Source organism: Neoaquamicrobium sediminum (genome assembly GCF_040970315.1).
GTDB classification, from domain to species: Bacteria; Pseudomonadota; Alphaproteobacteria; order Rhizobiales; family Rhizobiaceae; genus Aerobium; species Aerobium sediminum.
This window is the reverse complement of record NZ_JAZHFV010000010.1, coordinates 1-26,511: the sequence shown is the minus strand read 5'-3', so window position 1 is coordinate 26,511 and position 26,511 is coordinate 1. Positions and strand designations below refer to the sequence as shown.

At 63.6% G+C, this 26,511-nt stretch carries 23 protein-coding genes and 1 pseudogene; 14 read left to right on the top strand and 10 right to left on the bottom strand.

Annotation, left to right across the window (positions count from 1 at the left end):
* Positions 1–120 precede the first annotated feature (120 nt).
* Positions 121–558 carry a PaaI family thioesterase gene (locus V1479_RS22900; RefSeq protein ID WP_039710419.1) on the bottom strand — a complete coding sequence of 146 codons (438 nt, stop codon included), beginning with the start codon at positions 556–558 and terminating at the stop codon, positions 121–123.
* 142 nt (positions 559–700) lie between these two features.
* Here V1479_RS22900 and V1479_RS22895 point away from each other — a divergent pair, with 142 nt between their 5' ends.
* The 5 genes from V1479_RS22895 to V1479_RS22875 all read left to right on the top strand — a co-directional run bounded on the left by V1479_RS22895 (position 701) and on the right by V1479_RS22875 (position 4,303).
* Positions 701–1,525, top strand: a complete 825-nt coding sequence (locus tag V1479_RS22895) for an enoyl-CoA hydratase (RefSeq protein ID WP_173190838.1) — start codon at positions 701–703, stop codon at positions 1,523–1,525.
* A gap of 2 nt (positions 1,526–1,527) precedes the next feature.
* The gene (locus tag V1479_RS22890; RefSeq protein ID WP_368804899.1) at positions 1,528–2,007 is read left to right on the top strand and encodes a VOC family protein; all 480 of its coding nucleotides are present in this window, start codon (positions 1,528–1,530) and stop codon (positions 2,005–2,007) included.
* Positions 2,004–2,525 (top strand): CoA-binding protein, encoded by a 522-nt coding sequence (locus V1479_RS22885; protein WP_368804898.1) that lies wholly within the window; start codon positions 2,004–2,006, stop codon positions 2,523–2,525. The genes V1479_RS22890 and V1479_RS22885 overlap by 4 nt, the downstream gene beginning before the upstream one ends.
* A 139-nt stretch (positions 2,526–2,664) precedes the next feature.
* Positions 2,665–3,948: an O-acetylhomoserine aminocarboxypropyltransferase gene (locus V1479_RS22880; protein WP_368804897.1), complete on the top strand. Its 1,284-nt coding sequence runs from the start codon at positions 2,665–2,667 to the stop codon at positions 3,946–3,948.
* A gap of 4 nt (positions 3,949–3,952) precedes the next feature.
* Positions 3,953–4,303 carry a cupin domain-containing protein gene (locus tag V1479_RS22875; RefSeq protein ID WP_368804896.1) on the top strand — a complete coding sequence of 117 codons (351 nt, stop codon included), beginning with the start codon at positions 3,953–3,955 and terminating at the stop codon, positions 4,301–4,303.
* 506 nt (positions 4,304–4,809) lie between these two features.
* Here the strand turns inward: V1479_RS22875 and V1479_RS22870 are convergent.
* Positions 4,810–6,054, bottom strand: coding sequence for a cytochrome P450 (locus V1479_RS22870; RefSeq protein ID WP_368804895.1), 1,245 nt, complete (start codon positions 6,052–6,054; stop codon positions 4,810–4,812).
* A 91-nt stretch (positions 6,055–6,145) separates the two neighbouring features.
* Between V1479_RS22870 and V1479_RS22865 the strand changes: the two genes are divergently transcribed.
* From V1479_RS22865 to V1479_RS22845, 5 genes are all read left to right on the top strand, one after another.
* Positions 6,146–7,249, top strand: a complete 1,104-nt coding sequence (locus tag V1479_RS22865; RefSeq protein WP_368804894.1) for an NAD(P)/FAD-dependent oxidoreductase — start codon at positions 6,146–6,148, stop codon at positions 7,247–7,249.
* Between the two features lie 151 nt (positions 7,250–7,400).
* Entirely contained in the window at positions 7,401–8,033 is a 633-nt protein-coding gene (locus V1479_RS22860; RefSeq protein WP_173190847.1) for an ATP-dependent Clp protease proteolytic subunit, read from the top strand.
* 295 nt (positions 8,034–8,328) lie between these two features.
* Positions 8,329–9,609, top strand: coding sequence for an ATP-dependent Clp protease ATP-binding subunit ClpX (gene clpX / locus V1479_RS22855; RefSeq protein ID WP_173190849.1), 1,281 nt, complete (start codon positions 8,329–8,331; stop codon positions 9,607–9,609).
* A 122-nt stretch (positions 9,610–9,731) separates the two neighbouring features.
* A complete protein-coding gene (locus V1479_RS22850) occupies positions 9,732–10,130 on the top strand; it encodes an NADH:ubiquinone oxidoreductase subunit NDUFA12 (RefSeq protein WP_368804893.1) in 399 nt (132 codons plus the stop codon).
* A 135-nt stretch (positions 10,131–10,265) separates the two neighbouring features.
* The gene (locus V1479_RS22845) at positions 10,266–10,673 is read left to right on the top strand and encodes a DUF2155 domain-containing protein (protein ID WP_368804955.1); all 408 of its coding nucleotides are present in this window, start codon (positions 10,266–10,268) and stop codon (positions 10,671–10,673) included.
* A gap of 3 nt (positions 10,674–10,676) precedes the next feature.
* Here the strand turns inward: V1479_RS22845 and aat are convergent, their stop codons facing one another.
* The 6 genes from aat to V1479_RS22815 form a co-directional block, all read right to left on the bottom strand.
* Entirely contained in the window at positions 10,677–11,294 is a 618-nt protein-coding gene (aat, locus tag V1479_RS22840) for a leucyl/phenylalanyl-tRNA--protein transferase (protein ID WP_368804892.1), read from the bottom strand.
* A 197-nt stretch (positions 11,295–11,491) separates the two neighbouring features.
* On the bottom strand, positions 11,492–12,835 hold the full coding sequence (gene accC / locus V1479_RS22835) for an acetyl-CoA carboxylase biotin carboxylase subunit (protein ID WP_368804891.1): 1,344 nt from the start codon (positions 12,833–12,835) through the stop codon (positions 11,492–11,494).
* 15 nt (positions 12,836–12,850) lie between these two features.
* On the bottom strand, positions 12,851–13,327 hold the full coding sequence (gene accB / locus V1479_RS22830; protein WP_368804890.1) for an acetyl-CoA carboxylase biotin carboxyl carrier protein: 477 nt from the start codon (positions 13,325–13,327) through the stop codon (positions 12,851–12,853).
* Positions 13,328–13,334: 7 nt separating this feature from the next.
* Positions 13,335–13,799, bottom strand: coding sequence for a type II 3-dehydroquinate dehydratase (aroQ, locus tag V1479_RS22825; RefSeq protein WP_368804889.1), 465 nt, complete (start codon positions 13,797–13,799; stop codon positions 13,335–13,337).
* Positions 13,800–13,927: 128 nt separating this feature from the next.
* A complete protein-coding gene (locus tag V1479_RS22820; protein WP_368804888.1) occupies positions 13,928–14,725 on the bottom strand; it encodes a DsbA family protein in 798 nt (265 codons plus the stop codon).
* Between the two features lie 32 nt (positions 14,726–14,757).
* Positions 14,758–16,146, bottom strand: a complete 1,389-nt coding sequence (locus tag V1479_RS22815) for a M48 family metalloprotease (RefSeq protein ID WP_438620826.1) — start codon at positions 16,144–16,146, stop codon at positions 14,758–14,760.
* 124 nt (positions 16,147–16,270) lie between these two features.
* Here V1479_RS22815 and V1479_RS22810 point away from each other — a divergent pair, with 124 nt between their 5' ends.
* Positions 16,271–17,416, top strand: a complete 1,146-nt coding sequence (locus V1479_RS22810; RefSeq protein WP_173193483.1) for a pyridoxal phosphate-dependent aminotransferase — start codon at positions 16,271–16,273, stop codon at positions 17,414–17,416.
* Between the two features lie 56 nt (positions 17,417–17,472).
* On the opposite strand, the gene V1479_RS22805 is transcribed toward V1479_RS22810, so the two are convergent.
* Positions 17,473–20,307: an Rne/Rng family ribonuclease gene (locus tag V1479_RS22805; protein ID WP_368804887.1), complete on the bottom strand. Its 2,835-nt coding sequence runs from the start codon at positions 20,305–20,307 to the stop codon at positions 17,473–17,475.
* Between the two features lie 611 nt (positions 20,308–20,918).
* Here V1479_RS22805 and V1479_RS22800 point away from each other — a divergent pair.
* From V1479_RS22800 to prfB, 3 genes are all read left to right on the top strand, one after another.
* The gene (locus V1479_RS22800) at positions 20,919–22,175 is read left to right on the top strand and encodes an N-acetylmuramoyl-L-alanine amidase (RefSeq protein WP_368804886.1); all 1,257 of its coding nucleotides are present in this window, start codon (positions 20,919–20,921) and stop codon (positions 22,173–22,175) included.
* A 204-nt stretch (positions 22,176–22,379) separates the two neighbouring features.
* Positions 22,380–24,848, top strand: a complete 2,469-nt coding sequence (locus V1479_RS22795) for a penicillin-binding protein 1A (RefSeq protein ID WP_368804885.1) — start codon at positions 22,380–22,382, stop codon at positions 24,846–24,848.
* Between the two features lie 228 nt (positions 24,849–25,076).
* A protein-coding gene (prfB, locus tag V1479_RS22790) for a peptide chain release factor 2 (RefSeq protein WP_368804884.1) occupies positions 25,077–26,208 on the top strand; the annotation gives its coding sequence in 2 pieces (ribosomal slippage) (positions 25,077–25,142 and positions 25,144–26,208; 1,131 coding nt in all).
* Between the two features lie 15 nt (positions 26,209–26,223).
* Here prfB and V1479_RS22785 read toward each other — a convergent pair.
* Positions 26,224–26,412: pseudogene (locus tag V1479_RS22785) on the bottom strand (M23 family metallopeptidase); the annotation flags it as partial.
* Positions 26,413–26,511 lie beyond the last annotated feature (99 nt).

Sequence of the window (26,511 nt, the reverse complement as noted above, 5' to 3'; positions counted from 1 at the left end):
CGCAGCCGAAAGACCCGTCAAGCGCATGTTTTTGTAGGCGGGGTCAGAAAATCAAACAAAAACAAACGGTTATAAATAAGGTATTATAATACCGTATCCAAAATCGTATAGTTGATGGCGTCAGCGCTTCGGCGGGATCGAATAGGTGCCCGTAGCATGGGCGACGACCAGCTTTTCCGGCCCCGTCGTCATGGCGATGTCGAAGACCATCAGGCTGCGGCCGAGCTTGAGAATGCGGCAGTGCCCGTCGATTGGTCCGGCTTCCGCCTTGCGCATGAAATTGATGTTGAGGTTGGTCGTAACCGACAGCGCATCCGGGCCTGCATGGGAGAGCACGCAGACATAGCCGCCGATGTCGGCCAGCGTGAAGAGGGAAGGGCCCGAAACCGTGTTGCCGGGGCGCAGGTGGCGTTCCCCGGCATTGAGCCGCACCGTGCAGCCGCCAGGAAAGACGTCTGTTGCGAGATAATCGGAAAAGTCGTCGTTGAGCTGCGGGTAGACCTGTTTGAGGAAGGTGTTGACCTCATCCGCCGTCATCACCGGGTTCATGGCGTTCATCGTCGGGCTCCTCCCCGTGGCTTCCGTTTGCGTAAACGTCAAACCGGACTTTCCTCATTTCTCCGCTTTCCTTCAACCCGCCCCGTGCTAGTTTCCCGAGCAAAGTGCGGGCTCGGCCCCGCGACCGATGATGGAGGATGAAATGGCGGAAGTCGTTGCGATGCGCAGGGACGAGCAGCAGGACGGGCCGGTACGGGCGGCATTCGCCGACGGCATCCTGAGGCTGACGCTCTCCAACCCTCCGGCGAACGCCCTTTCGCTGGCGACGATCGCCGCAATGCGCAGCGAACTTGACGCCGCCCGCGAGGACAAGGCGGTGCGCGTGGTCATCATCGCCGCCGCCGGCAAGGTGTTCTGCGCCGGGCACGACTTGAAGGAACTGACCGCGCATCGCGCCGACGCCGACAGGGGACGCGAGTTCTACCAGCGCACGATGGAGGATTGTGCCCAGCTCATGCAGGCGATCGTGCGGCTGCCCAAGCCGGTGATCGCCGAGGTGGACGGCACGGCCACGGCCGCCGGCTGCCAGCTCGTAGCGAGCTGCGACCTCGCGATCGCGTCCGACCACGCGACCTTCGCCACGCCAGGTGTCAATATCGGCCTTTTCTGCTCGACGCCGATGGTGGCTCTGTCGCGCAATGTCTCGCGCAAGCATGCGATGGAGATGCTGCTGACGGGCGAGACGATCGACGCCTCGTCGGCCCGCGAATTCGGGCTTATCAACCGCGTGGTTCCGCGCGAGTACCTGAATCAGGTTGTGACGAAATACGCTCAAACCATTGCTTCCAAATCGCCTTTGACACTGAAGATCGGCAAGGAAGCGTTCTACGAACAGGCCGAGATGGGCCTCGCCGACGCCTATGACTACGCCGCCAAGGTGATGGTCGAGAACATGCTCGCCCGTGACGCCGAAGAAGGCATCGGCGCCTTCGTGGAGAAGCGCAAGCCGCAGTGGACCGGCGAGTGAAAATGGAGCCGCGCATATCGATCGTGACGCTCGGCGTCACCGATCTCAACCGTGCCGTCGCCTTTTACGAGGCGATGGGGCTGGAGCGGCACGAGAAATTCACCGAAGGCGTGGCGTTCTTCCAGATGGGCGGCGTAATCCTGGCGCTGTGGCCGCGCGAAGAACTGGCGCGGGATGCAGGCCTGCCGTACCGCAGCGCGCCAGGTGTCGCTGTTCAGGAAGGAAAAGCAACGCCGTTCCAGCCGCCTGAGCAGCCGTTCGCGGGCATTGCCCTGGCCTACAACACCCGCACGCCCGAAGATGTGCTGGACGTGCTGACGCGGGCCGAGAAGGCCGGCGGCCGCGTCCTCAAGCAGGCTGGACGCGCCTTCTGGGGCGGCGTGCAGGGCTATTTCGAGGACACCGAGGGCAATCTCTGGGAGGTTGCCTTCAATCCGGATTTTTCCATCGACGAGGAAGGGCGAATTTCGCTGCCTGAATGAATCACGATTCCTACGACAACGCCTATATCGCCGACATCCTCAACACAACAAAGACGATCGCCGTGGTGGGCGCCTCGGCCAATGAGGTGCGTCCGTCCTTCTTCGTCACCAAGTACCTGATCGACAAGGGCTACACGGTCTTCCCGATCAATCCCGGCCATGCAGGCAAGGAAATCCTCGGTCGGATGACCTATGCGCGCCTGGCCGACGTGCCCGAGCCTATCGACATGGTAGACATCTTCCGCGCCTCGGCGGCGGTGCCGGCGATCGTCGACGAGGTGCTGGCGCTCGACCCGTTGCCCAAGGTCATCTGGATGCAGCTCACCGTGCGCCACGACGAAGCGGCAGCCCGGGCCGAAGAGGCCGGCATCAAGGTGGTGATGAACCGCTGCCCTAAGATCGAATATGGCAGGCTTTCGGGCGAAATCGGCTGGAACGGCGTCAACAGCCGCGTCATCTCGTCGAAGAAGCCGGTTATGCGGCAAGGCTTTCAGAGCTTCGGCATCCGCCAGCGGTAAGCGGAAAGGAATTTCCCTTTTCCGGGCTTTCCATCCCGGAATCTGCGCCGCGATCGCTTGAGACGGAAAAATCGTCTTTGCCTTTGTTCGCAGGCTTTGCGATCAATGCGGCCGGTTTGTAAATTGTCAGGAGGAACTCATGTCCCAGCGCACGCCCGGCTTCAACACGCTTGCTATCCACGCGGGAGCCCAGCCGGACCCGGCGACCGGCGCGCGCGCCACGCCCATCTATCAGACGACGGCCTACGTCTTCGACGACGTCGATCATGCCGCGTCGCTGTTCGGGCTGAAGGCCTTCGGCAACATCTATACCCGCATCATGAACCCGACTCAGGCGGTGCTCGAGGAACGCGTCGCCGCGCTCGAGGGCGGCACCGCGGCGGTTGCCACGGCTTCCGGCCATGCGGCGCAGCTTCTGGTCTTCCATACGCTGATGCGGCCGGGCGACAACTTCGTCGCCGCAAACAAGCTCTATGGCGGCTCGATCAACCAGTTCGGCCATGCCTTCAAGAATTTCGGCTGGGAGGTGCGCTGGGCCGACCCGGCGGATCCGCAGAGCTTTGAAAAGCACATCGACGGCAACACGCGCGCGATCTTCATCGAGAGCCTCGCCAATCCGGGCGGAACCTTTGTCGACATCGAGAAGATCGGCGATGTCGCGCGCAAGCACGGCCTGCCGCTGATCGTCGATAACACAATGGCAAGCCCATATCTGGTGCGGCCGATCGAGCACGGCGCCGACATCGTCGTGCACTCGCTGACCAAGTTCATCGGCGGCCACGGCAATTCGATGGGCGGCATCATTGTCGACGGTGGAACGTTCGACTGGTCGAAGTCCGGCAACTATCCAATGCTGTCGGAGCCGCGGCCCGAATATGCCGGGCTGGTGTTGCACGAGACCTTCGGTAATTTTGCCTTCGCCATCGCCTGCCGGGTGCTGGGGCTGCGCGATTTCGGCCCGGCGATCTCGCCATTCAACGCCTTCATGATCGCAACCGGGCTTGAAACGCTGCCGCTGCGCATGCAACGCCATTGCGACAACGCGCTGAAGGTTGCCGAATGGCTGACGAAGCACGACAAGGTCGCCTGGGTATCCTATCCCGGCCTGCCGTCGGACCCGAACCACGCGCTGATGAAGAAATATTCGCCCAACGGTGCCGGCGCGGTCTTTACCTTCGGCCTCAAGGGCGGGTTCGAAGCCGGCGTGAAGGTCGTCGAGGGCGTGGAGCTGTTCTCCCACCTTGCCAATATCGGCGACACCAAGTCCCTCGTCATCCATCCGGCATCCACCACCCACCGCCAGCTCAGCGACGAGCAGAAGACGGCCGCCGGCGCCGGCAACGACGTGATCCGCCTCTCCGTGGGCATCGAGGACGTCGCCGACATCATCGCCGATCTGGGTCAGGCTCTCGCCAAGGCATAACGCCATGTATGTCAGCCATTTCCTGGCGGTCTCGACCGCCGGTGCGGAACCGGAAGAGGGGGCTCCGGCCCCCGACCGGATCGTGTCCGGCGCGCCCAGTTTCAAGACCTGGAACGTCGAGGAGGCCGATGGCGGTCTCTACGCGGGCATCTGGGAAGCGACGCCGGGCAAGTGGCGCATAGAGTACGAGGAGTGGGAGTTCTGCCACATCCTCTCCGGCGTCTCGATCGTCACCGAGGATGGCGGCGAGGCTCACACGCTGAAGGCCGGCGACAGCTTCATCCTCAGGCCCGGCTTCAAGGGAACGTGGGAAGTCGTTGAAACGACTCGCAAGGAATATGTGATCCGGGCATAGACGGCGCACATCGCCCTTTCCGCAACGTAATCCCCCATATCCACGCTTTCCACAGGCGCACACGCATTGCCCGGCATGCCGCTGCGTCATACCCTCAGGACATCTCAGAGCCCAACGGCCCCGCCCGGACAGCGGGAACAAGCTGAAGGGTCCAACTGGGACCGCTCCGGCGGAGAACAGGCAACGGCGTAAAAACCGTCGCCGGATCGAACCCGGAAAGTCCAGCGGAACCGCTGAAGGCGGTCTGGAACGCTACAGGCGGACCGATGCTGCCATGAAGGCCGGGAAAGTCCTTTGATGGTGTCTCGAACGACCTTTCGGGCGTGAGAGAACGGTCCGGGCAGGCAAATTCCTTCGGGAATGCGCAAGCACGAGACCACCGTCAGAAACAGGTTTCGGTGCGGCTTCGTCTCTTCGAGGCGTAACCATATCGAGAGTCTGATCTGAACAGGGAGGCACTGGGAGCAATCTCAGTGCTTTCCTTGTTTCGGCGTCTGGAATGGCGGTCACCAGCGGCAGACAAGCCGCTCCAGCCCGTGAAAATGGTAGATGTCGCGATATTGCGGCTCTTCCGCGATTTTGAGGCTTGGCAGCCGCTCGAACAGCACCTTTAGCGCTGCCTGCATCTCGAGCCGCGCCAGCGGTGCCCCGATGCAGAAGTGGATGCCGGCGCCAAACGAGACGTTCTTCTGGTCCTGCCTTGAAGGATTGAAGCTGCGCGGAGCATCGAATGCTGCCGGGTCGTTGTTGGCCGCGCCAAGCAGTAGCGCGACCTGCTCGCCGGGCTGGAGGGCGATCCCGGGCACAAGCTCGATTTCCTCATAGGCATAGCGCGTGAACATGTGCAGCGGCGCGTCGTAGCGCAGGCATTCCTCGACCGCGGCGGCAACGGCTTCATCGCTGCCGAGGAACGCGGCGGCCCCACCATCCAGCGACAGCAGGGCGCGGATCGCGTTGCCGGTCTGATGCACCGTTGCCTCGTGGCCGGCATTCAGCAGCAGGATCGCCGAGGAAACCAGTTCGTCCTCCGAGAGCTTCTCGCCGCTTTCGTGCGCTGCGGTCAGCACGCTCAGAAGGTCGTCGCCGGGCTTGCGCCGCCGCTCCTCGGCATGGTGGCGGATGAAGGCGGCGAAGTCCCCGGCAGACCGATTTGCCTGTTCTTCGATCGCGCGCGTGGGCGCATGCATGTACATGCGCACCATGTCGTTGGACCAAGCCACCAGTTGCGGCCCCGTCTCCGCCGGCACGCCCATCATCTCGGCGATGATGGTGGCCGGTATCGGCGTGGCGAAGGCGGCTACGAGATCGGCCTCACGGTTGGCTTCAAAACCGTCGATGAGTTCGTGGGCGAGGCGTTCGACGCGCGGGCGCAGGCGCTCGACCTGCCTGGAGACGAAGGCGCGGTTGACCAGCGTGCGCAGCCGCGTGTGGACGGGCGGCTCGAGTTCCAGCATCGAGCCTGCCTCGGCCCGGTCGAAGTCGGCGAGGTGGCTGCGGTCGCCCTTTGCAGCGACGCTGGCCATGTAGCCGCCCGGCCGCTCGCGGCCGAAGCGCCGGTCGCGGAAGGTGCGGTTGACCGCCTCGTAGCTCGCCAGACACCAGAGGCCGAAGTCCTCCCAGAAGAAGACCGGGCATTGCGCGTGGAAGAAGGCATAGGCGGGGTAGGGATCCTGCACGAATGCCGGCTCGTGCGGGTCAAGCCGGACGTAGCGGCTGGCTGGGTCGAAATCGACATAGTCTGGCTTTTGCATGCCGCTTCCTTAGCGCGGCTTGCTTCGCATGTGCCAGTCCCTATGGTTGCGACGGAATTGCCGGTGCGGCTGTATCTGAGGGACAGGAAACATGAAAACGATCGTGGTCGGCGCAGGCATCGCCGGGCTTTCGACGGCGTGGGAGCTGACGCGGCGCGGACATGCCGTGACCCTTCTGGAGCAGGGACCTATCCCCAATCCGCTTGCGGCGTCCGGTGACCACCACCGCATCATTCGTCGCGCCTATGGACCTGGGAGCGGATACGGCAAGGCCATCAGCGAGGCCTATGATGCGTGGGGCGCACTCTGGAGCGATCTCGGGCAGAGCCATTACGACGCCCGGGGCTTCCTCTGCGTATCGCGCGCGGCGGGCGATGATACAGACCTCTATCGCGAAGGAATGGAAAAGGGCGGCTGGCCGATCGAGCTGTTCTCCGCCGAAGAAGCGGCACGCCGCTGGCCGTTTCTCGAAGCCGGGAGCTTCCGTTACGCGTTCCACTCGCCCGAGGGCGGCGCGCTGCACTGCCGGCGCATTGCCGCCGGCATCGGGGAATGGCTGCGTGCCAACGGCGCGGATGTGCGCGAGCACATGCAAGTCGTCGCAGTCGACTGCGAGGCGGGCAGCGTAAAGCTGGCGGACGGCGACAGCCTGACGGCGGATCAGGTCGTGGTCACGGCGGGCGCCTGGGTGACCAAACTCTTCCCCGACCTCGTCTCCGAGCTGACGACCTATCGCACAGCCGTCGCCTATCTGGAGCCGCCAACCGATCTGAAGCAGGCATGGGAGGCAGCGCCGGTGATTCTCGATGTCGGCGGCGACACTGACGGCTACATCATCCCGCGTTCCGGCGATGGCGGGCTCAAGTTCGGTTCGGGACTTCACAAGCGGCAGCAGGACGACGCCAGTGCCGCACGCGAGCCCGAAGACGGGGAGGGCGAAGCGATCCTGCGTCTGTTTTCGCCGCCGATCGCGCGTGTGGACGAGTACACGGTGAGCAATGTCGTGACCTGCGCCTATACCTTTACCGACGACCAGCGCTTCTTCGCGACGCGGAAAGGCCGTTGCCTCGTCGTCTCTGCCTGCTCGGGTCACGGCTACAAGTTTGGCACCGCCGTCGGGCGCCGTGTGGCGGCCGCGGTCGAGAACGGGGATACGCAAGACCTGATTCGCTGGCTGCGGGCCGAGGATATGTGACGCAACGACATGCCGGGTTCGGCTTTCGAGGCATTTACCTTCGTCAGTCGTCGGGCTTGCGCAAGGCAAAGCCGGCATCCTATCTAACGAGTAACGCCAATCCTCGATTCCGGCCGTCTACGCGCCGATTTCCATCCGAAAAGGGACACCCATGAGAGACCCGATCGAAACCTACATGAATCTCGTTCCGATGGTGGTCGAGCAGACCAACCGTGGCGAGCGGGCCTATGACATCTTCTCGCGGCTTCTCAAGGAGCGCATCATCTTCATCACCGGTCCGGTCGAGGACGGCATGGCGACGCTGGTCTGCGCGCAGCTCCTGTTCCTCGAAGCCGAGAACCCGAAGAAAGAGATCAATCTCTACATCAATTCGCCCGGCGGCGTGGTGACGAGCGGCATGGCGATCTATGACACCATGCAGTTCATCAAGCCCGCGGTTTCCACGCTGTGCATCGGCCAGGCCGCTTCGATGGGTTCGCTGCTGCTGACGGCAGGCCATGCCGACATGCGTTTTGCGACGCCGAATGCGCGCATCATGGTGCACCAGCCTTCCGGCGGCTTCTCAGGCCAAGCTTCGGATATCGAGCGCCACGCGCAGGACATCATCAAGCTGAAGCGGCGCCTCAACGAGGTCTATGTCAAGCACACCGGTAAGGACTACGAGACGATCGAAAAGACGCTCGACCGCGACCATTTCATGACCGCCGACGAGGCGAAGGATTTTGGCCTCATCGACAAGGTCATCTCCAGCCGCGAAGCTGTCGAGGGTCCGGCGGACGCTTGATCCGGCGCATGGGGAACGGCTCTGACGCATTTTTGACGTGCTCTGCGCCATTTCGGTCACAATTTGCTGTTCCCACGGCGCAGGTGGCATCCTACGTTAAGCCAATGTTGAGTTTCGGCGGCTTAGCTTTTCCAAGGGATTCGCGTACCGTCGCCGCCGTTTTCGGATTGTCTCGAGTACGAAGCGGCTTGATTGAGCCAATGGCATTGGCGGGAACGCGCTCCCGTCATAGAGTTGTGTCTGCGGACGGTGCGTTGCGCCGCGGCCGGGACAGAGCCGAAAGGGTTTGGATAGCATGAGCAAGGTCAGCAATGGTGGTGGCGGCGGCGACTCGAAGAACACGCTGTATTGCTCGTTCTGCGGCAAAAGCCAGCATGAGGTCCGCAAGCTGATCGCCGGTCCGACGGTCTTCATCTGCGATGAATGCGTCGAACTGTGCATGGACATCATCCGCGAGGAGAACAAATCCTCGATGGTGAAGTCGCGCGAGGGTGTACCCACCCCGCAGGAGATCCTAACGGTCCTCGACGACTACGTGATCGGCCAGCCCTACGCCAAGCGCGTGCTGTCGGTTGCCGTCCACAACCACTACAAGCGGCTGGCGCATGCCGGCAAGAACGCTGACGTCGAACTGGCGAAGTCGAATATCCTGCTGATCGGCCCGACGGGCTGCGGCAAGACGCTGCTGGCCCAGACGCTGGCGCGCATCATCGACGTGCCCTTCACGATGGCCGATGCGACCACGCTGACGGAAGCGGGCTATGTCGGCGAGGATGTCGAGAACATCATCCTGAAGCTCCTGCAGTCGGCCGACTACAATGTCGAGCGCGCTCAGCGCGGCATCGTCTACATCGACGAGATCGACAAGATTTCGCGCAAGTCCGACAACCCTTCGATCACGCGCGACGTGTCGGGCGAGGGCGTGCAGCAGGCACTGCTGAAGATCATGGAAGGCACCGTTGCTTCGGTTCCGCCGCAGGGCGGCCGCAAGCATCCCCAGCAGGAGTTCCTGCAGGTGGATACGGCCAACATCCTGTTCATCTGCGGCGGCGCTTTCGCTGGCCTCGACAAGATCATCTCCGACCGTGGCCGCAAAACCTCGATCGGCTTCGGCGCGACGGTCGCCTCGCCGGAGGATCGCCGCACCGGCGATCTGTTCCGCCAGGTAGAGCCCGAGGATCTGCTGAAATTCGGTCTCATCCCCGAATTCGTCGGCCGTCTGCCGGTGCTGGCGACGCTCGAGGACCTCGACGAGCCGGCGCTGATCCAGATCCTGACCGAGCCTAAGAACGCACTGGTCAAGCAGTACCAGCGCCTTTTCGAGATGGAGAACGTGGAACTCACCTTCCACGAGAGCGCGCTTTCGGCGATCGCGAAGAAGGCGATCGAACGCAAGACCGGCGCACGTGGTCTCCGCTCGATCATGGAGGCCATCCTGCTCGACACCATGTTCGAGCTTCCGGCGCTGGAAGGCGTGCAGGAGGTCGTCATCTCCGATGAGGTCGTCTCCGGCAATGCGCGCCCGCTCTACATCTACGCCGAGCGCGAGAAGGAAAAGGGCAACGCCAGCGCATAGGCTGGCGTTCCTCCCCCCGCAACGGCTGGCATAGTTGACCGGATGCGGCCTCGTGGCGCTTGCCATCGGGCCGCATGAGCGCCATAAGCGGCGGACGGCAAAGCATCCTGCCAGAGGAATCGATGAAGACCTTTTTCACGCAGTTCTTTACGTGGTGGAACGGCCAGACGCTCGGCACGCGCTTCCACACATGGCGCCACGGCACCAAGGTCGGCACCGACGAACTCGGCAACACCTATTACGAGGGCGGCAAGGATTCCGAGGGGCGCACGCGCCGCTGGGTCATCTACAACGGATATTCCGAAGCCTCGGCGATCCCGTCCGGCTGGCATGGCTGGATGCACCACCGCACCGATGTCGCGCCGAGCAGTGAAGACTACAAGCCGCGCGAGTGGGAGAAGGGGCACAAGCCGAACCTGACGGGTTCCGCGGCCGCTTACCGTCCGCGTGGCTCCGTGCTCACGGCGCAGGAGCGCCCGCGCGTGACCGGCGACTACGACGCCTGGACGCCGGGTTCCTGAATGGGTGCGGCGGGAGAGGGCACTTTTCTCGCCACATTCTTCTCATATCGAATGGCCTCTTCCCGAAACCGGATCGCGCGCCGCATGGGCAACGACAGCATGATCGAGAATGGCCGCAAACGCTTTCCGGCAAGGATGCGTAGCATCCTGCTGACCGGACTAACCGCCGCTCTGCTGGCAACCAGCGGGCCTGCCCTGGCGGAACGCGTCAGCAATCCGGTCGCCGAGTTCACCGGCGTCGACAAGATCACCGGACGCATCATTACCTTCGACGTCTATGTCGATGAGACGGTGCAGTTCGGCGCGCTTCAGGTGACACCCCGCGTCTGCTACTCGGCGCCTGACACCGAGGAACCGAAGACCGATTCCTTCGTCGAGGTCGACGAGATCACCCTCGACCGCAAGATTAGGCGCATCTTCACCGGTTGGATGTTCGCCGAAAGCCCCGGCCTCAACGCCGTGGAGCACGCCGTCTATGACGTATGGCTGAAGGCCTGCAAGCAGGAATCGGACGTGCCGGCGCCGGAAGAAGCCAAGAGCTGACCGTCAATCGTTGAAGCGGGCCTCGCCGGCCAGAGCGTCCTCGAGCAGCGTTTCATATTTCGCACGCGGCACGTCGATCGCGCCGAAGCGCTTCAGGTGCTCGGTGGTGAACTGGGTGTCCAGCAGAACGAAGCCGCGCTCCCGCAGCCGTTCCACCAGATGCATGAGGCAGATTTTCGAGGCATCCGTCTCACGCGAGAACATGCTTTCGCCGAAGAAGGCGCGTCCGAGCGTCACCCCGTAGAGCCCGCCGACAAGCCGTCCCTCGCGCCAGGCCTCGACCGTGTGGCAGTTGCCGCGCGCGAAGAGTTCGGCATAAGCCTCGCGTATCGGCTGGTTTATCCAGGTCGACATGCGGCCCTCGCGTGCTTCGGCGCAACCTTCGATGACACCCTCAAAGTCCGTGTCGAAACGCATGTCGAAGTCGCCCCGCCGCGCCGTCTTCACGAGGCTCCTGGGCGCGTGGAAGGCGTCCAGCGGGATGATGCCCCGGCTCTCGGGCCGCACCCAGAATATCTCCGGGTCGTCCGCGTTCTCGGCCATCGGGAAGACGCCCGACGCATAGGCGCGCAGCAACAGGTCGGGCGGGATGCGTTGGCCGGGTGCGAACGGGCGGGTCATCTCAATGTTGCGCTATCAGTGCGTCCTTCGAGGCTCGCCCTCCCGCGGCGGTGCCAGGACGTTCGACATCTGTCCGGGCTCGCACCTCAGGATGAGGGCCGTTGTGCCAGCGCTCCTCATCCTGAGGTGCGAGCCCGCATCGACTTGGATGTTTCATGTCGCCACCCAAGGGCGAGCCTCGAAGGACGCATGACCTGCTACTCCGCCTTGGCGAGATACTTTTCCAGCCAGTGGATGTCGTAGTCGCCATTGGCGATGTCGATGTTGCCGATCAGGTCGCGGAACAGCGGCAGCGTGGTGTTGATGCCGTCGACCACGAACTCGTCCAGTGCGCGGCGCAGCCGCATCATGCATTCCACGCGGTTGCGGCCATGCACGATCAGCTTGCCGATCAGGCTGTCGTAGTAGGGCGGGATCTTGTAGCCGGAATAGGCGCCTGAATCGACCCGGATGCCGAGCCCGCCTGGCGTGTGGAAATGGGTGATCCTGCCGGGCGAGGGGACGAAGGTCTTCGGGTCCTCGGCGTTGATGCGGCATTCGATGGCATGGCCTTCGAACCGCACCTCGTCCTGCGTCACCGAAAGCCCGCCGCCGGAAGCGACGCGAATCTGTTCGTGGACGAGATCGATGCCGGTGATCGCTTCCGTCACCGGATGCTCCACCTGCAGGCGGGTATTCATCTCGATGAAATAGAACTCGCCGTTCTCATAAAGGAACTCGATGGTGCCGGCGCCCGAATAGCCGAGGTCGGCGACTGCCTTTGCGCAAATCCCGCCGATCTTTTCGCGTTCGATCGCGTTGAGTGCCGGAGAATTCGCCTCTTCCCAGACCTTCTGGTGACGGCGCTGCAGCGAGCAGTCGCGCTCGCCGAGATGGATCGCCTGTCCGGCACCGTCGCCAACGATCTGCACCTCGATATGGCGCGGCTTCTCGAGATATTTCTCGATATAGACGGCATCGTCGCCGAAGGCGGCACCCGCTTCCGTGCGCGCGGTATTCAGTGCGACCAGCAGGTCTTCTTCGGAGCGCGCCACCTTCATGCCGCGTCCGCCGCCACCGGCCGAAGCCTTGATGATGACCGGATAGCCGATCTCGGCCGCGATCCGGAGCGCTTCCTTCTCATCGGAAACCGCGCCCTCGGAGCCCGGCACGACCGGAATGCCGAGGCGCTTGGCGGTGCGCTTTGCCTCGATCTTGTCGCCCATCACGCGAATATGGTCCCCCGAAGGGCCGATGAAGGTGATGTTGTGGGCGGCGAGAATGTCGGCGAACTTGGCGTTCTCCGACAGGAAGCCGTAGCCCGGATGGATCGCATCGGCGCCGGTGATCTCGCAGGCGGCAACGATCTGGTGAATGTTGAGATAGGAATCGCGCGAGGCGGGCGGGCCGATGCAGACGCTCTCGTCGGCGAGACCGACATGCATCGCATCCGCGTCCGCGGTGGAGTGCACGGCCACCGTCTGGATGCCGAGCTCCTTGCAGGCGCGCAGCACCCTCAGTGCGATCTCGCCGCGATTGGCGATCAGGATTTTCTGGAACATTCTCCTTGCCCCGGCCTACTCGATGACGACCAGCGGCTCACCGTACTCGACCGGCTGCGCATCCTCGAACAGGATCGCGGTGACGGTGCCGGAGCGCGGCGAGGGGATCTGGTTCATCGTCTTCATCGCTTCGATGATCAGCAGCGTCTGGCCTTCCTTGATCTGCTGGCCAACCTCGATGAAGGGCTTGGCGCCCGGCGCGGCTGCCAGATAGGCGGTGCCGACCATAGGCGACGGAACGGCATTCTTGCTGTTGTCGGCCGGTGCGGCGGGCTGCGCGGCAGTAGTGGCGGCAGACGCCGACTGCGCAGCAGGTGTCGGCGCCGGGGCGGCAAGGGGTGCCGAGTAGGCCTGAACGGCTGCCGGCGTGCGCGACACGCGGATGCGCAGATCTTCCTGCTCGACCTCGATCTCGGTCAGGTTCGTTTCGTCGAGAATGCTTGCGAGATCGCGGATGAGCTGCTGGTCAACACCGGTTTTCTTCGTCGACATCGGAGGTTTATCCTTGCCCTTTTTGCTGGGCCGCCCCGAGCCGGGCGGCGAGCGCGTGCAGTGCCATGGCATAGCCCTGCGAGCCGAAGCCGCAGATCATGCCGGTCGCGACCGACGACACCCATGAATGGTGCCGGAACTCTTCGCGCGCGTGAATATTGGAGAGATGCACTTCGGCGACCGGCAGCGGCGAGACCGCGCGGATCGCGTCGTGGATTGCGATCGAGGTGTGGCTGTAGGCGCCCGGATTGATGACGATGCCCTTCGCCTTGGAGCCCGCTTCCTGGATCCAGTCGACAAGAACGCCCTCGTGGTTGGACTGGCGAAAGTCGATCTCAAGGCCGAGCTTCGTTCCCGCCGCGCGGCAATCCTCGCCGATCGTCTCCAGCGTTTCCCCGCCATAGATGCCGGGCTCGCGTTTGCCGAGCATATTGAGGTTGGGACCGTTGAGGACGAAAATGATATTGGACATATAAAGATGGGTTCCTGCGCCGGCACCTCTATAAAGGGCATAACCAGCCTCGAAAAGAGCGCAAGTGCGTTCTTTTCATGTCCACAGCAGCCTGAAACGACGAGATCGCCCCTCAGGACGCGCTCTCGTCAGTTGGTGGCCCGCACCTGCTCGACCTTCTCCTGCAGAACCGCGCGGCCGAGAGCGCCGAAAACGACCTCTTCGCCGACCACGTAGGAAGGCGTGCCGGTGATTGAGAGCCTGCTCGCCAGCTCGTAGGTCTGGTTGAAGGCGTCCGTGATCGCCGGGTTCTTCATTTCCTCGCGCAGTGCCGCCTCGTCGACACCCTGTGCAAGTGCCGCGCGTATGGCCGATTCCTCGGTCGCGCGCTCGCCGGCCATCAGTTCACGGTGGAACGCCGCGTATTTCTCAGGGGCGAGCGCCCGAAATGCCATCGAAACAACATGCGCCTTCTGCGAATCCGGGCCGAGGATGGGGAATTCCTTGAGCACGAAACGCAGATCCGGATTGGCTTCGACCATCGCGTCCATGTCGTCCATGGCGCGGCGGCAGAAGCCGCAATTGTAGTCGAAGAACTCGACGATGGTCACGCTGCCCTCGGGATTGCCGATGACACCGTCGTGCTCCGCGTCGAAAATCGCGTCAGAGGACGAGGCGATCGTCTCGACCTGCGCGACGCGCTGCAACTCGCGCTCCTTCTCCTCCAGGGCGACCTGCATGTCGCTGAGGATTTCGGGATTGGAAAGCAGGTAGTCGCGCACCACGGTCTCGATCTCGCCGCGCGTTGCCGCCGCTGGCTCGACAATTGCCGCCGTCTGTTGAGGCGCAGCGGCCACATCCGTGCGGCTGCCTGCCGCGAAGCCGAGGGCGAGCATTGCCACTGAAATCGTGACGCCTGCGATGCCGAGTGCGACCGTCTTGCCCATTGTCTTCGTCCTTGTTGCTCAGTTGGCGAACCTTAACGGCCCACCGGTCTGTAGTTGATGATGTCCTGCGCCCGAAGCCAGCCCGGCGAACCGTTTGGCATCTTCTGCTGCGCCCGCGCGGCAAAGATTTTCGCGTCGCGGTAGTTGCCGGAATAGAAATGACCGTCCGCGGTGGCCAGTTCAGCCTGCGGCACGTCGCCGAGCTGGCCGTATGCCTGGGCGAGGTACCGATAGCCGGCGGCGTATTCGCGGTCGCGCGAAAGGCCAGCCTGGAGCTCGTTGACGGCCTTGCGCAGGTCTTCCTGCTTGCCGGTCGCCATAAGCGCCTGTCCGTAGCCGATCTGGATGATACCCGACCTATGTGGATCGAGCTGCATCGCCGTGGCGAAGGACGTCGCAGCTTCCGCCGGCCTGCCGGCCTTCATCAGGATTTCGCCGCGCATCTCGTGGAAATACGGGTTCTTGGGCGCCGCGCGCACGAGCGTGTCGATCTTGCTGACGGCGGCTCGCGCGTTGCCTGAAAGGAAAGTGCCGATCGCATCGGCGTAGATCGCGGGCACCCCGCCCGGATTGTCGCGGAAGAGGCGGCCAGCCGCGGCATGCCCCTGGGTGAAGGCTGCGATCTTCGCGCGCACCATGTCGTGGCGCTGCTGCAGTGCCGGCGGGTCCGTGCGGTCGAAATGGCGGCTTGCACGCGCCAGCGTCTCGAGGTTGGCGATGCGCTCGCGCGGAACCGGGTGGCTGAGCTGGTAGGGGTCGACCCGCACGCCGGCGAGCGTCATGGAATCCGCCAGCCGCTCGAAGGTCGCCAGCATGCCCTTGGCCGACTGTCCGGTGCGTTCGAGATAGGTGATCGCGGATCGGTCGGCGGTCGCTTCCTCGGTGCGCTGGTAGCTGAGCACGGAGCGCCGAGCCGCCTCCATGCCGCCCGTGAAGATGCCGGCAGCCGATTGGCCGAGCCCACGGGCGCCAGACGCGGAACCGGCGACCGCCGCACCGACTCCAAGGACAGTTGCCACGACCGCCAGCGTCTGCGCGCGGGCAAGCTGTTCACGCAGACGCTGCTGGTGGCCGCCAGCGATATGGCCGGCCTCGTGGGCAAGCACCCCGATCACCTCGTTCGGCGTTTGCGACATCAGCAGCGTGCCGGTGTTAATGAAGATGCGGCGGCCGGTGACGAACGCATTGAACGATGGGTCGTTGACCAGCACGATCTCGATGCCGGAACGGCCGAGCCCGGCGGCCTCGAGCACAGGCCGCGCATATTCGCGCACCAGTGCCTCGATCTCCGCATCGCGTACCAGCGAGATGTTGCGCGCCTGGGCAAATGCCGGCGGTGGCGCAGGCAGAATCATCGGCGCTGCAAGGGCAGCGGCCGCGAGCAGGCGAACGGCGAATGCGCGTGAACAAAGCGACGACATGGCAACCACAGGTAACCGACCTCGCATTCGGTGAAAAGGCGAGGTGAATGAAATCATGAACTTGTGATCCCTGTACTTTCCGGCAATTGTGCGGCGCATTCAGCCTGCCAGAAAAGGAGCCATGATGGTCGTCGCCATTTCCAGACGCAGCGAGGTCGAGCCGTTCCACGCGATGGACGTGCTGGCCGAGGCCAACAGGCTCAGGGCGCAAGGGCATCCGGTCGTCTCCCTGGCGGTCGGACAGCCGTCGGATCCCGCGCCGGCGGTGGTTCGCCAGGCGGCTGCCGATGCGATCGCGGCTGGCAAGATCGGCTATACCGATTCGCTGGGACTGCCAGCGCTGCGCGAGGCAATCGCAGCACATTATGCGGACCACTACGGCATCGAGGTGCCGGCCGCGCGCATTGCGGTGACCACCGGCTCGTCCGCAGGCTTCAATCTCGCCTTTCTCGCGATGTTCGATCCGGGCGACCGCGTCGCGATCACCGCGCCCGGCTATCCGGCCTACCGCAACGTGCTCACGGCGCTTGGGCTGGAGGTCGTCGAGATCAGGCTCGACGGGGAGGGCGCGCTCACGGCGGACCATCTCGAACGGGCGCATCGCGAAAAGCCGCTGAAGGGCGTCTTGTTTGCGAGCCCCGCTAATCCGACGGGTGCGGTGATTCCGCCTGAAACCTTGCGGGGCATCGTCGAAGCCGCACGCGCCATGGGCATCGCGGTGATCTCGGACGAAATCTATCACCGCCTGGCTTATACAGCGCCCGATGCGACGGCGCTGGCCTTCGGCGACGACGTGACGGTCATCAACTCCTTTTCCAAGTATTATTGCATGACCGGCTGGCGCATCGGCTGGATGGTGCTGCCCGAGGCTCTCGTGCGGCCTGTCGAGCGCGTGGCGCAAAGCCTCTACATTTCCGCGCCTGAGATTTCCCAGGCTGCCGCGATCCGCGCCTTCGAGGCGGGCGCCGAACTGGACAGGGTCAAGGAGCGCTATCGCGTCAACCGCGCTTTGCTGGCCGACGCGCTGCCGCAGATCGGCCTGCCGCTGGCTGCCCCGATGGATGGCGCGTTCTATGCCTATTGCGACGTGTCGCGCCACAGCAATGACAGCATGGATTTTGCGCAGCGCTTGCTGAAGGAATGCCATGTCGCGGCCACGCCGGGGCTCGACTTCGACCTTGCCGAAGGGCACCGCTTCCTGCGCCTGTCGTATGCCGGCAGCGAAGCCGAGATTTCGACCGCGATCGAGCGGCTGCGCGCCTGGCTCTAAAGAAGAAGCCGGCGCAAGCGCCGGCTTCTCAGGTGCGTGTCAGATGAGGCGAGGGATCAGAAGAAGCCCTTGCGCTGCCACCAGCCGCCTTTGCGCGGCTTGGTTTCGTCATTTGCGGGCGTCGACGACGTGACCACCGGCTCGGCAGGTTTCGTCTCCACCTTGGCTACGACCGGCATTTCCGCGGGCGCCACCGGCTCGGAAGGTGCTTCCGGCGCGGTTTCGGCAACGACTTCGCTTGCCGCCTCCTCAGCCACTGCCTCGGCGGCAGCAGCCTTGCGGCGGGGCGCGCGTTTCGCCTTCGGCTTGGCTGGCTTTTCCGCCGCCGCTTCGGCTCCCTCGTCGGTCGTCGGCGCTGCAAGATCGGCTGCCGCATCGGCGACTTCCGGTTCTTCGGCCTTTGCCTTCTTCGAAGTGCGGCGCGTCGCCTTCTTTTTCGGCTTCTCGGCGGCCTCAGCCTCGGCAACTGGCACAGCCGGTGCCGCGGCTTCCACGGCGTCCATCGCTGCCTGATCGGCCATCTCAGGCGCTACGTCGGCGGGCGCTTCGCCCTCCGGCGCTGCCGACACCGCGTCGTCGCCAGCCTCGGCCGCAGCCTCGTCGTCGCGACGGTTACGCTTGCCGCCACGCTTGCCGCGCCGGCGCTTCTTGGACTGGCCCTCGCCATCGGCGTCGGCCTGAACGGTCTGCTCTGCCGCACCCTCGTTGTCCGTGTCGGCCTCATCCGCCTGTTCAGCAGCGCCGCCGGCATCCGCGGCTTCACCTTCAGCATTGTCACCGGCAGCTTCCGCATTGCGATCGCGGTCACGACCGCCGCGCCGCCGCCTGCGCCGCTTGCGCTTGCGCTGGCCTTCGCCATTTTCGTCCTGGTTCCGCTGCTCCGCGGGTGCGGCGGCTTCCGCCTCTTCTTCCTCGTCAACGACATCGATGATGTCGTCTTCAGGCTCTTCGGGATAGACGATTGGCGCCGGCGGCGTGAAGCCTGCGGGCCGTTCGGCCGGCGCACCCTTGATGATCGCATAATGCTGCGACCGCACGCCTTCGTCCGCCTCCACCGAGATCGTCAGCCCGAAACGGAGCTCCAGCTCGGTCAGGGTCGAACGCTTGTGGTTCAGCACGTAGATGGCCGTCGAGGTTGGCGTGCGCACCGTGATGTGATTGCGCGAATCCTTGAGCAGGAATTCCTCGATGGCGCGCACCACATGAAGCGCAACCGAGGATTCGGAGCGCACATGGCCGGCGCCGCCGCAATGCGGGCAGGGCTGCATGGTCGATTCGAGCACCGAAGCGCGGATGCGCTGCCGCGACATCTCCAGCAGGCCGAAATGCGAGATGCGGCCGACCTGGATGCGCGCGCGGTCGTTCTTCAGGTGATCCTTGAGGCGCTTTTCGACCGCACGATTGTTACGGTTCTCCTCCATGTCGATGAAGTCGATCACGATCAGGCCGGCTAGGTCGCGCAGGCGAAGCTGACGCGCGACTTCCTCCGCCGCTTCCAGATTGGTCTGGAGCGCCGTATCCTCGATCGAGTGCTCCTTGGTCGAGCGCCCGGAGTTGACGTCGATGGCAACCAGCGCCTCTGTCTGGTTGATGATGATGTAGCCGCCGGACTTCAGTGTCACCTGCGGCTGCAGCATCTTGTCGAGCTGCCCCTCGATCCCGTTGCGCGCGAAGATCGGCGAGGTGTCGCGGTAAGGCTGCACGACCTTCGCGTGGCTCGGCATCAGCATGCGCATGAAGTCCTTGGCCTCGCGATAGCCGTCTTCGCCGGCGACCAGGATTTCGTCGATGTCCTTGTTGTAGAGGTCGCGCACCGAACGCTTGATGAGCGAGCCTTCCTCGTAGACGAGGGCCGGGGCCGACGACGAAAGCGTCAGCGTGCGGACGTTGTCCCACAGCCGCATCAGATATTCGTAGTCGCGCTTGATCTCGGCCTTGGTGCGGCTTTCGCCCGCCGTACGCAGGATGACGCCCATGCCCTGCGGCACGTCGAGATCCTTGACCACGTCCTTCAGGCGCTTGCGATCCTGCGCATTGGTGATCTTGCGGGAAATGCCGCCGCCGCGTGCCGTATTGGGCATCAGCACCGAATAGCGGCCGGCCAGCGACAGGTATGTGGTGAGCGCCGCGCCCTTGTTGCCGCGTTCTTCCTTGACCACCTGCACCAGCAGGATCTGCCGGCGCTTGATGACTTCCTGGATCTTGTACTGGCGGCGGCTGGGCCGGCGACGTTCGCGGATTTCCTCCAGCGCGTCCTCTGCACCAACCGACTCGACTTCGCCGTCATCGTTGTTGCCGCCATTGCTGGCGTGATCGTCGTCGGCGTTGTTGTTGCGGTCGTCGCTTTCGACGTCTTCCGAGACTGAGTCGGCCTCGACGGCCTCGGCGATGGCACGAGGCGTATCGTCGTTGCCGCTCTCCTCGCGCTCCGCTCCGTTTTCCTCGGCAGTCTCGTCATCCGACGACGAATCGTCGGCCTGATTCTCGCCGTCGTCGGAAGCTTTACGCTCGTCGATGGCGCGCCCGCGGTTGCGCCCACCACGACGACGGCGGCGATTGCGACCGCGCTCCTCGTTTTCGTCCTCGTCGTCCTCGGACTCAGCCTCCTCGGCCTCGGCGCGCAGCAGCGCCTGACGGTCAGCCATCGGAATCTGATAGTAGTCGGGATGGATTTCGGAGAAGGCCAGGAAACCGTGCCGGTTGCCGCCATACTCGACGAACGCGGCCTGGAGCGACGGCTCCACACGCGTCACGCGGGCCAGATAGATATTTCCCTTGAGCTGCTTCTTGTCCTGGGACTCGAAATCGAATTCTTCGATGCGGTTACCGCGAACGACGACGACCCGCGTTTCCTCCGGGTGGGAGGCATCTATAAGCATTTTGTTGGGCATTATGTCTTGTCTCCCCGGCGCGGGCAGACGACGGCAACCGCGAAAACACGCGGCTCCTTTGCGACGTTCTGGGGGACGCGCCGGACAATAGTGTGTCCGCATAGCGCATCCGTAGCCGACCATCCGCTCCGGCCGCGGCCGGGACGGCGCGGTTTCTTCCGGGCTGGAACATGGTCAGGCTTTCGATCATCGCGTTACATGCGGAACCATTTTTGAACCAAGGTCCGACAGGACGGACCAGCTAATGTGCTCGTACAGAGCCGACAGGGCGCACAGCCCCGCCGTTTTCCTCACGCCAGGGGGCCCGCGTCACCGGACCCACCCTGCAGAAAAAATCCTTCGGAAACGCTGCGCCGGGACCGGTCGGGCCTTGTAAGCCGCCAAAATGCCGTTGCTGCCAAAGCAAGGGTGGGCGGCAGGCTGGAACGATCACGAGCATTGCAGTGATCCAAGCCCGCTTTTATGATTTGCGGCAGGTCATGGCAACCCCGATTTCGCAGCCCGATTCGTATCCGAGTATCGGGGCTTGCGGGCTAAAGGGTTGCTTAACCATACGCCGCTACCAATCGTTAAGATTACGAATTCCGGGCCTTCAGGAAGCACAGGACTCAATGCAGCCGCAGCCTTATCGATCAGCATTCGAAGGCAGGCGCAGCCGGCTCGCTGCAGGCTTTTGCGCATGGCTGCTGCTTGTCGCGGCCATGCTGTGCGGGGCTTCCGGCGCATCGGCGGAAGAAGTGCTTCAGGCGCATGGCTACAAGATGGCCGGCGATGCCGCGCGCACGCGCATCGTCGTGCATTTCGACCGCGAGCCGGAAATGCGCTGGTTTCTGCTGCGCAGCCCGCATCGCATGGTGATCGACCTGCCTGAGGCTGGTTTCGCCTTCGACGACGCGGAACTGGAGCCGCGCGGGTTGGTCACCGAGGTTCGCTACGGCAACCTCGATGAAGGACGCTCCCGCATCATCCTCTCGTTCGACGGGCCTTTCGCCGTCGAACGGATGGACATCCTCGAAAACGAATCGAATCACGGTTTCCGCCTCGTTGCAGATATCGTCGCGGGCTCCGAGAAGGCCTTCGAAACGGCGATGGCCGAACAGATCGAGGCGACCGGTTCCACTCAGGTTACACCCAAAGGCGATCGGGTCGGCCATGCCGGCAATGAAGGCCCGCGGCCGTTCCGGATCGTCATCGACGCTGGCCATGGTGGCATCGACACCGGAGCGAAGGGTGTCACCGGCACGCTGGAAAAGACCATAACGCTCGCATTTGCACTCGAACTGCAGAAGGCGCTCCGCGATCTGGGCGATTACGACGTCTTTCTAACCCGCGACCGTGACCTGTTTCTCCGTCTCGACGAGCGCGTTCGCATTGCACGCCAGCACGAAGCCGACCTTCTGATCTCGATCCATGCAGACGCGATCCGGCTGAAGGGCGTTCGGGGGGCAACCGTTTACACCGTGGCTGACAAGGCATCCGACGCCGAGGCTGCCGCCAAGGCGATCCGAGAGAACCTGGCCGACGAGGTTGCAGGCATCACCGTCGAGGAAGAAAGCCAGGAAGTGGCCGACATCCTGGCCGATCTTATTCGGCGCGAAACGCAGAGCTTTTCAATCCGTTTCGCCCGCTCGCTGGTGGGGGAACTGTCATCGTCGATCCAGATGATCAACAAGAACCCGCACCGCTTCGCCGGCTTCCGGGTGCTTCGTGCACCTGATGTGCCTTCGGTGCTGCTCGAGCTTGGCTATCTGTCCAATCCGGACGACGAAAAGTTGCTGCGCGATCCCGATTGGCGCGCCAAGGCCGTCTCGAGCATCTCCTCTGCGATAGGCCTTTTCGAGTCCGCGCGGCAGGGAGCTGGCGGGTGAGACCGCTGCGCGGCCGGTTTCACATTCGTTGCAACGACACAACACACTGTGATTTAATCGAAGAATCGCGCAAATGCGCTTCCCAGCCGCCGCAATTTCCCCACAAGGGGGAATAAGAAGGGGGCGAACGGAGCGGAGCGCGACTTCACCCCCGCAGGGCGTGGCGATGGCGTAGTACCCTTCGATCCGCAGACTGGAGTGGGCATGATACGTCTTATCGGATATTTCTTCGGCGTCGGCGTCGCACTTGCGCTCGTGGCAGCGGCGGGTGTGGCGATTTATATCGGCGCTGTCACCAAGGACTTGCCCGACTACGAAGTGCTTGCGCGCTACGAGCCGCCGGTAACGACGCGCGTTCATGCCTCCGATGGTGCGCTGATGGGTGAGTTCGCTCGCGAGCGCCGCCTCTATTTGCCGATCCAGGCAGTGCCCGACCGCGTCAAGGCAGCCTTCCTCTCGGCCGAAGACAAGAATTTCTACTCGCACCCGGGTGTCGACATCACCGGCCTGGTACGGGCCGTTGTCACGAACGTGCAGAATGTCGGTTCGGGCCGCAGGCCGGTCGGCGCGTCGACGATCACGCAGCAGGTCGCGAAGAACTTCCTGCTGGATTCGAGCGTGACCTACGACCGCAAGATCCGCGAGATGATCCTGTCGTTCCGTATCGAGCAGGCCTACTCCAAGGACCGCATCCTCGAACTCTATCTCAACGAGATTTTCTTCGGCCTCGGCGCCTATGGCATCGCAGGCGCCGCGCTGACCTATTTCGACAAGTCGGTCAACGAACTCACGGTCGCCGAATCCGCGTATCTCGCAGCGCTGCCCAAGGGGCCGTCCAACTATCATCCGTTCCGTAACACCGAGCGGGCGATCGAGCGCCGCAACTGGGTCATCGACCAGATGGTCGCCAACGGCTACGTCGAACCCGAAGAGGCTGAAAAGGCGAAGGCATCGTCGCTGGGCGTGACGCCGCGTCGCGGTGGCACCTACCTCTTCGCCGGCGAATACTTCACCGAAGAGGTGCGCCGCGCGATCATCTCGCGCTACGGCGAGGACGCGCTTTATGAGGGCGGGCTGTCGGTCCGCACGACGCTCGATCCGAAAATGCAGGTCGTGGCGCGCAAGGCGTTGCAGAACGGCCTGATCAAATACGATACGCTGCGCGGCTATCGTGGCCCTGTGACCTCCATCGACGTTTCGGGCGACTGGGGCGTGCCGCTCGGGGAGGTCGAGCGCCTTTCGGACGTGCCCGAGTGGCGGCTAGCCGTGGTGCTGGCCTCGTCCGATCAGGGCCTTGATGTCGGCCTCCAGCCCTCCCGCGAGGCATCGGGCGCGCTGAGCGATGAGCGCGAAACCGTTTCCGTCTCCAAGGAAAACATGAGCTGGGCGCTGCGCTACACGGCGGACGGCAAACGCCTGAAGGCCGACTCGCCGGCCGAGGTGCTCAAGCCCGGCGACGTCGTCTTCGTCGAAAAAATGGAATCCGGCGGTGAGGATGCGGAATCCGGCTGGATTCTCCGTCAGATTCCGGAGGTGTCCGGCGGCATGGTGGCGATGGACCCCCATACCGGCCGCGTGCTGGCCATGGTGGGTGGCTTCTCCTACGCGCAGTCCGAATTCAACCGGGCAACACAGGCCTATCGCCAGCCCGGTTCGTCCTTCAAGCCGTTCGTCTATGCCGCAGCGCTCGACAATGGCTACACGCCGGCCTCGGTGGTGCTCGACGCGCCGATCTCGATCCGCATCGGCAATGAGGTCTGGGAGCCGAAAAACTATGGCGGTGGCTCTGCCGGCCCGTCGACGCTTCGCGCCGGCATCGAGCGTTCGCGCAATCTGATGACGGTGCGGCTTGCCAACGACATGGGCATGAACCTGGTCGCCGAATATGCCGAGCGCTTCGGCGTCTACGACAAGATGCTTCCGGTGCTGGCCATGTCGCTGGGCTCGGGCGAGACCACCGTGATGCGCATGGTCTCGGCCTATTCGATCATGGCCAATGGCGGCAAGCACATTGTTCCCTCGCTGATCGACCGCATCCAGGACCGCTATGGCAAGACTGTGTTCAAGCACGACCAGCGCGAGTGCGAGGGCTGCAACGCTACGGCGTGGGATGGCCAGGCAGAGCCCGAGCTGGTCGACAATGCCGATCAGGTTCTCGACCCGATGACCGCCTACCAGATCACCTCCATGATGGAGGGCGTGGTGCAGCGCGGTACGGCAACGACCATCGCCGAGCTGGGCTACCCGATCGCCGGCAAGACCGGCACCACGAACGACGAAAAGGACGCCTGGTTCGTAGGCTATACGCCGGATCTCGTGGTCGGCGTCTATATGGGCTACGACCAGCCCCGCCACATGGGCAAGGGCTCGACAGGCGGCGGGCTTGCGGCTCCGATCTTCAAGGAATTCATGGCCGATGTGTTGAAGGACACGCGTCCGGTCGATTTCCGCGTGCCTGAGGGCATGAAGATGATCGCCGTCGATCGCAAGAGCGGCATGCGCGCTTCGGAAGGAGCGAGCGGCGCGATCATGGAAGCCTTCAAGCCGGGCACCGGCCCTGCCGACAGCTACTGGGTCATCGGCATGGACGATTTCCAGGCCGCCGAGCGCGCCCGTGAGCTTTCGCCACAGGCGAGCGAAGCGATCAGTTCCGGCGGCGGCGGCCTTTACTGAACCGTCCGGGCGGGCCCGAAGGTCCGTCCCGCTGGCGGCTGAAGACGCCCCCCTTTGCGGGAAGACCGTGTCCGGTGTCTTGCCGCCATGCCCTAGGCTCTCGGGAACCAGCTTGAACGACGTGCTCGCCGTGGCTGTGAGGGCAGCCGGGCGCTCTTTACAGCCGTGAGCGCGGTCCCTATTGTCCGCGCCGATTCAGATAGAAGAACAACAGGATCACACGCGGCAATGCGCGCAGAAACCGAATATCTTGTCGACGAAATCAAGCAGGCCATAACCCTGCTGAGGAGGCATCTTTGACTGGGATCAGGCCGTAAAACGACTTGATTACCTGAATATGCGCGCCGAGGACGCCGATCTCTGGAACGATCCTCAGGAAGCGCAGAAGTTGATGCGCGAGCGCCAGATGCTGGATGACGGCATCAAGGGCATCACAGGTCTCACCCAGTCGCTCAACGACAATGTCGAGCTGATCGCTCTTGGCGAGGAGGAGGGCGACCAGTCCGTGATCTCCGAAGCCGAGGCTGCCATCCGCGCCTTGCGCGGCGAGGTGCAGGCACGCCAGATCGAGACGCTTCTGTCGGGCGAAGCCGATTCCAACGACACCTATCTCGAAGTCCACGCAGGCGCCGGCGGCACCGAAAGCCAGGACTGGGCCAACATGCTCTTGCGCATGTACACCCGCTGGGCCGAGCGGCGCGGCTTCAAGGTGGAGGTGCTGGAAGTCCATGACGGCGAGGAAGCGGGCATCAAGTCTGCCACCGTGCTCATCAAGGGCCACAATGCCTATGGCTGGCTGAAGACGGAATCGGGCGTGCACCGGCTGGTGCGCATTTCGCCATACGATTCCAACGCGCGGCGGCACACATCTTTTGCAAGCTGCTGGGTCTATCCCGTCATCGACGACACGATCCAGATCGATGTGTCTGAGTCCGATGTGCGTATCGACACCTATCGCGCTTCGGGCGCGGGCGGCCAGCACGTCAACACGACGGATTCAGCGGTTCGCATCACTCACCTTGCGACCGGCATCGTGGTTGCCTGTCAGGCCGAGCGCTCGCAGCACAAGAACCGCGCCAAAGCTTGGGAGATGCTGCGTTCACGCCTTTACGAGGACGAGCTCAAGAAGCGCGAAGCCGTCGCCAACGCCACCGAAGCCTCTAAGACCGACATTGGCTGGGGCCATCAGATCCGCTCCTATGTTCTGCAGCCCTACCAGCTCGTGAAAGACCTGCGCACCGGTGTCGAAAGCACCAGCCCGCAGGACGTGCTGGACGGTGAGCTTGACGAATTCATGGAAGCGGCACTGTCGCAGCGCATCGAGGGCGCAAGCGGCGAGCCGGTCGAGGATATCGACTGAGGCTCTGCTTGTGGCCTAAAGCAGGTTGCTGACCTTCTTGCCCGCCTTGAGAAACCGCAACGGGTCGATCGCGTCCCCGTTGCGGCGAACCTCGTAGTGAAGATGCGGACCGGTCGAACGACCGCTTGATCCGACCTCGCCGACGACGTCACCGGTTTCTACCGCCTGGCCCTTTTTGACACGGAGCTTGCTCATATGCGCATAGTGAACCGCCCCGGGTTTGCCGGAGGCCGTTTCTTTTGAGTCACGCGGCCATGGCTGGTTCTTCCAGCATGGCGTAGTAGCGTTCCTCGGCTTCCGCCG

Coding starts and splice junctions, on each gene's coding strand:
- V1479_RS22900 (WP_039710419.1), bottom strand. CDS start 558: ATGAACGCCATGAACCCGGTGATGACGGCGGATGAGGTCAACACCTTC.
- V1479_RS22895 (WP_173190838.1), top strand. CDS start 701: ATGGCGGAAGTCGTTGCGATGCGCAGGGACGAGCAGCAGGACGGGCCG.
- V1479_RS22890 (WP_368804899.1), top strand. CDS start 1,528: ATGGAGCCGCGCATATCGATCGTGACGCTCGGCGTCACCGATCTCAAC.
- V1479_RS22885 (WP_368804898.1), top strand. CDS start 2,004: ATGAATCACGATTCCTACGACAACGCCTATATCGCCGACATCCTCAAC.
- V1479_RS22880 (WP_368804897.1), top strand. CDS start 2,665: ATGTCCCAGCGCACGCCCGGCTTCAACACGCTTGCTATCCACGCGGGA.
- V1479_RS22875 (WP_368804896.1), top strand. CDS start 3,953: ATGTATGTCAGCCATTTCCTGGCGGTCTCGACCGCCGGTGCGGAACCG.
- V1479_RS22870 (WP_368804895.1), bottom strand. CDS start 6,054: ATGCAAAAGCCAGACTATGTCGATTTCGACCCAGCCAGCCGCTACGTC.
- V1479_RS22865 (WP_368804894.1), top strand. CDS start 6,146: ATGAAAACGATCGTGGTCGGCGCAGGCATCGCCGGGCTTTCGACGGCG.
- V1479_RS22860 (WP_173190847.1), top strand. CDS start 7,401: ATGAGAGACCCGATCGAAACCTACATGAATCTCGTTCCGATGGTGGTC.
- clpX (WP_173190849.1), top strand. CDS start 8,329: ATGAGCAAGGTCAGCAATGGTGGTGGCGGCGGCGACTCGAAGAACACG.
- V1479_RS22850 (WP_368804893.1), top strand. CDS start 9,732: ATGAAGACCTTTTTCACGCAGTTCTTTACGTGGTGGAACGGCCAGACG.
- V1479_RS22845 (WP_368804955.1), top strand. CDS start 10,266: ATGCGTAGCATCCTGCTGACCGGACTAACCGCCGCTCTGCTGGCAACC.
- aat (WP_368804892.1), bottom strand. CDS start 11,294: ATGACCCGCCCGTTCGCACCCGGCCAACGCATCCCGCCCGACCTGTTG.
- accC (WP_368804891.1), bottom strand. CDS start 12,835: ATGTTCCAGAAAATCCTGATCGCCAATCGCGGCGAGATCGCACTGAGG.
- accB (WP_368804890.1), bottom strand. CDS start 13,327: ATGTCGACGAAGAAAACCGGTGTTGACCAGCAGCTCATCCGCGATCTC.
- aroQ (WP_368804889.1), bottom strand. CDS start 13,799: ATGTCCAATATCATTTTCGTCCTCAACGGTCCCAACCTCAATATGCTC.
- V1479_RS22820 (WP_368804888.1), bottom strand. CDS start 14,725: ATGGGCAAGACGGTCGCACTCGGCATCGCAGGCGTCACGATTTCAGTG.
- V1479_RS22815 (WP_438620826.1), bottom strand. CDS start 16,146: ATGTCGTCGCTTTGTTCACGCGCATTCGCCGTTCGCCTGCTCGCGGCC.
- V1479_RS22810 (WP_173193483.1), top strand. CDS start 16,271: ATGGTCGTCGCCATTTCCAGACGCAGCGAGGTCGAGCCGTTCCACGCG.
- V1479_RS22805 (WP_368804887.1), bottom strand. CDS start 20,307: ATGCCCAACAAAATGCTTATAGATGCCTCCCACCCGGAGGAAACGCGG.
- V1479_RS22800 (WP_368804886.1), top strand. CDS start 20,919: ATGCAGCCGCAGCCTTATCGATCAGCATTCGAAGGCAGGCGCAGCCGG.
- V1479_RS22795 (WP_368804885.1), top strand. CDS start 22,380: ATGATACGTCTTATCGGATATTTCTTCGGCGTCGGCGTCGCACTTGCG.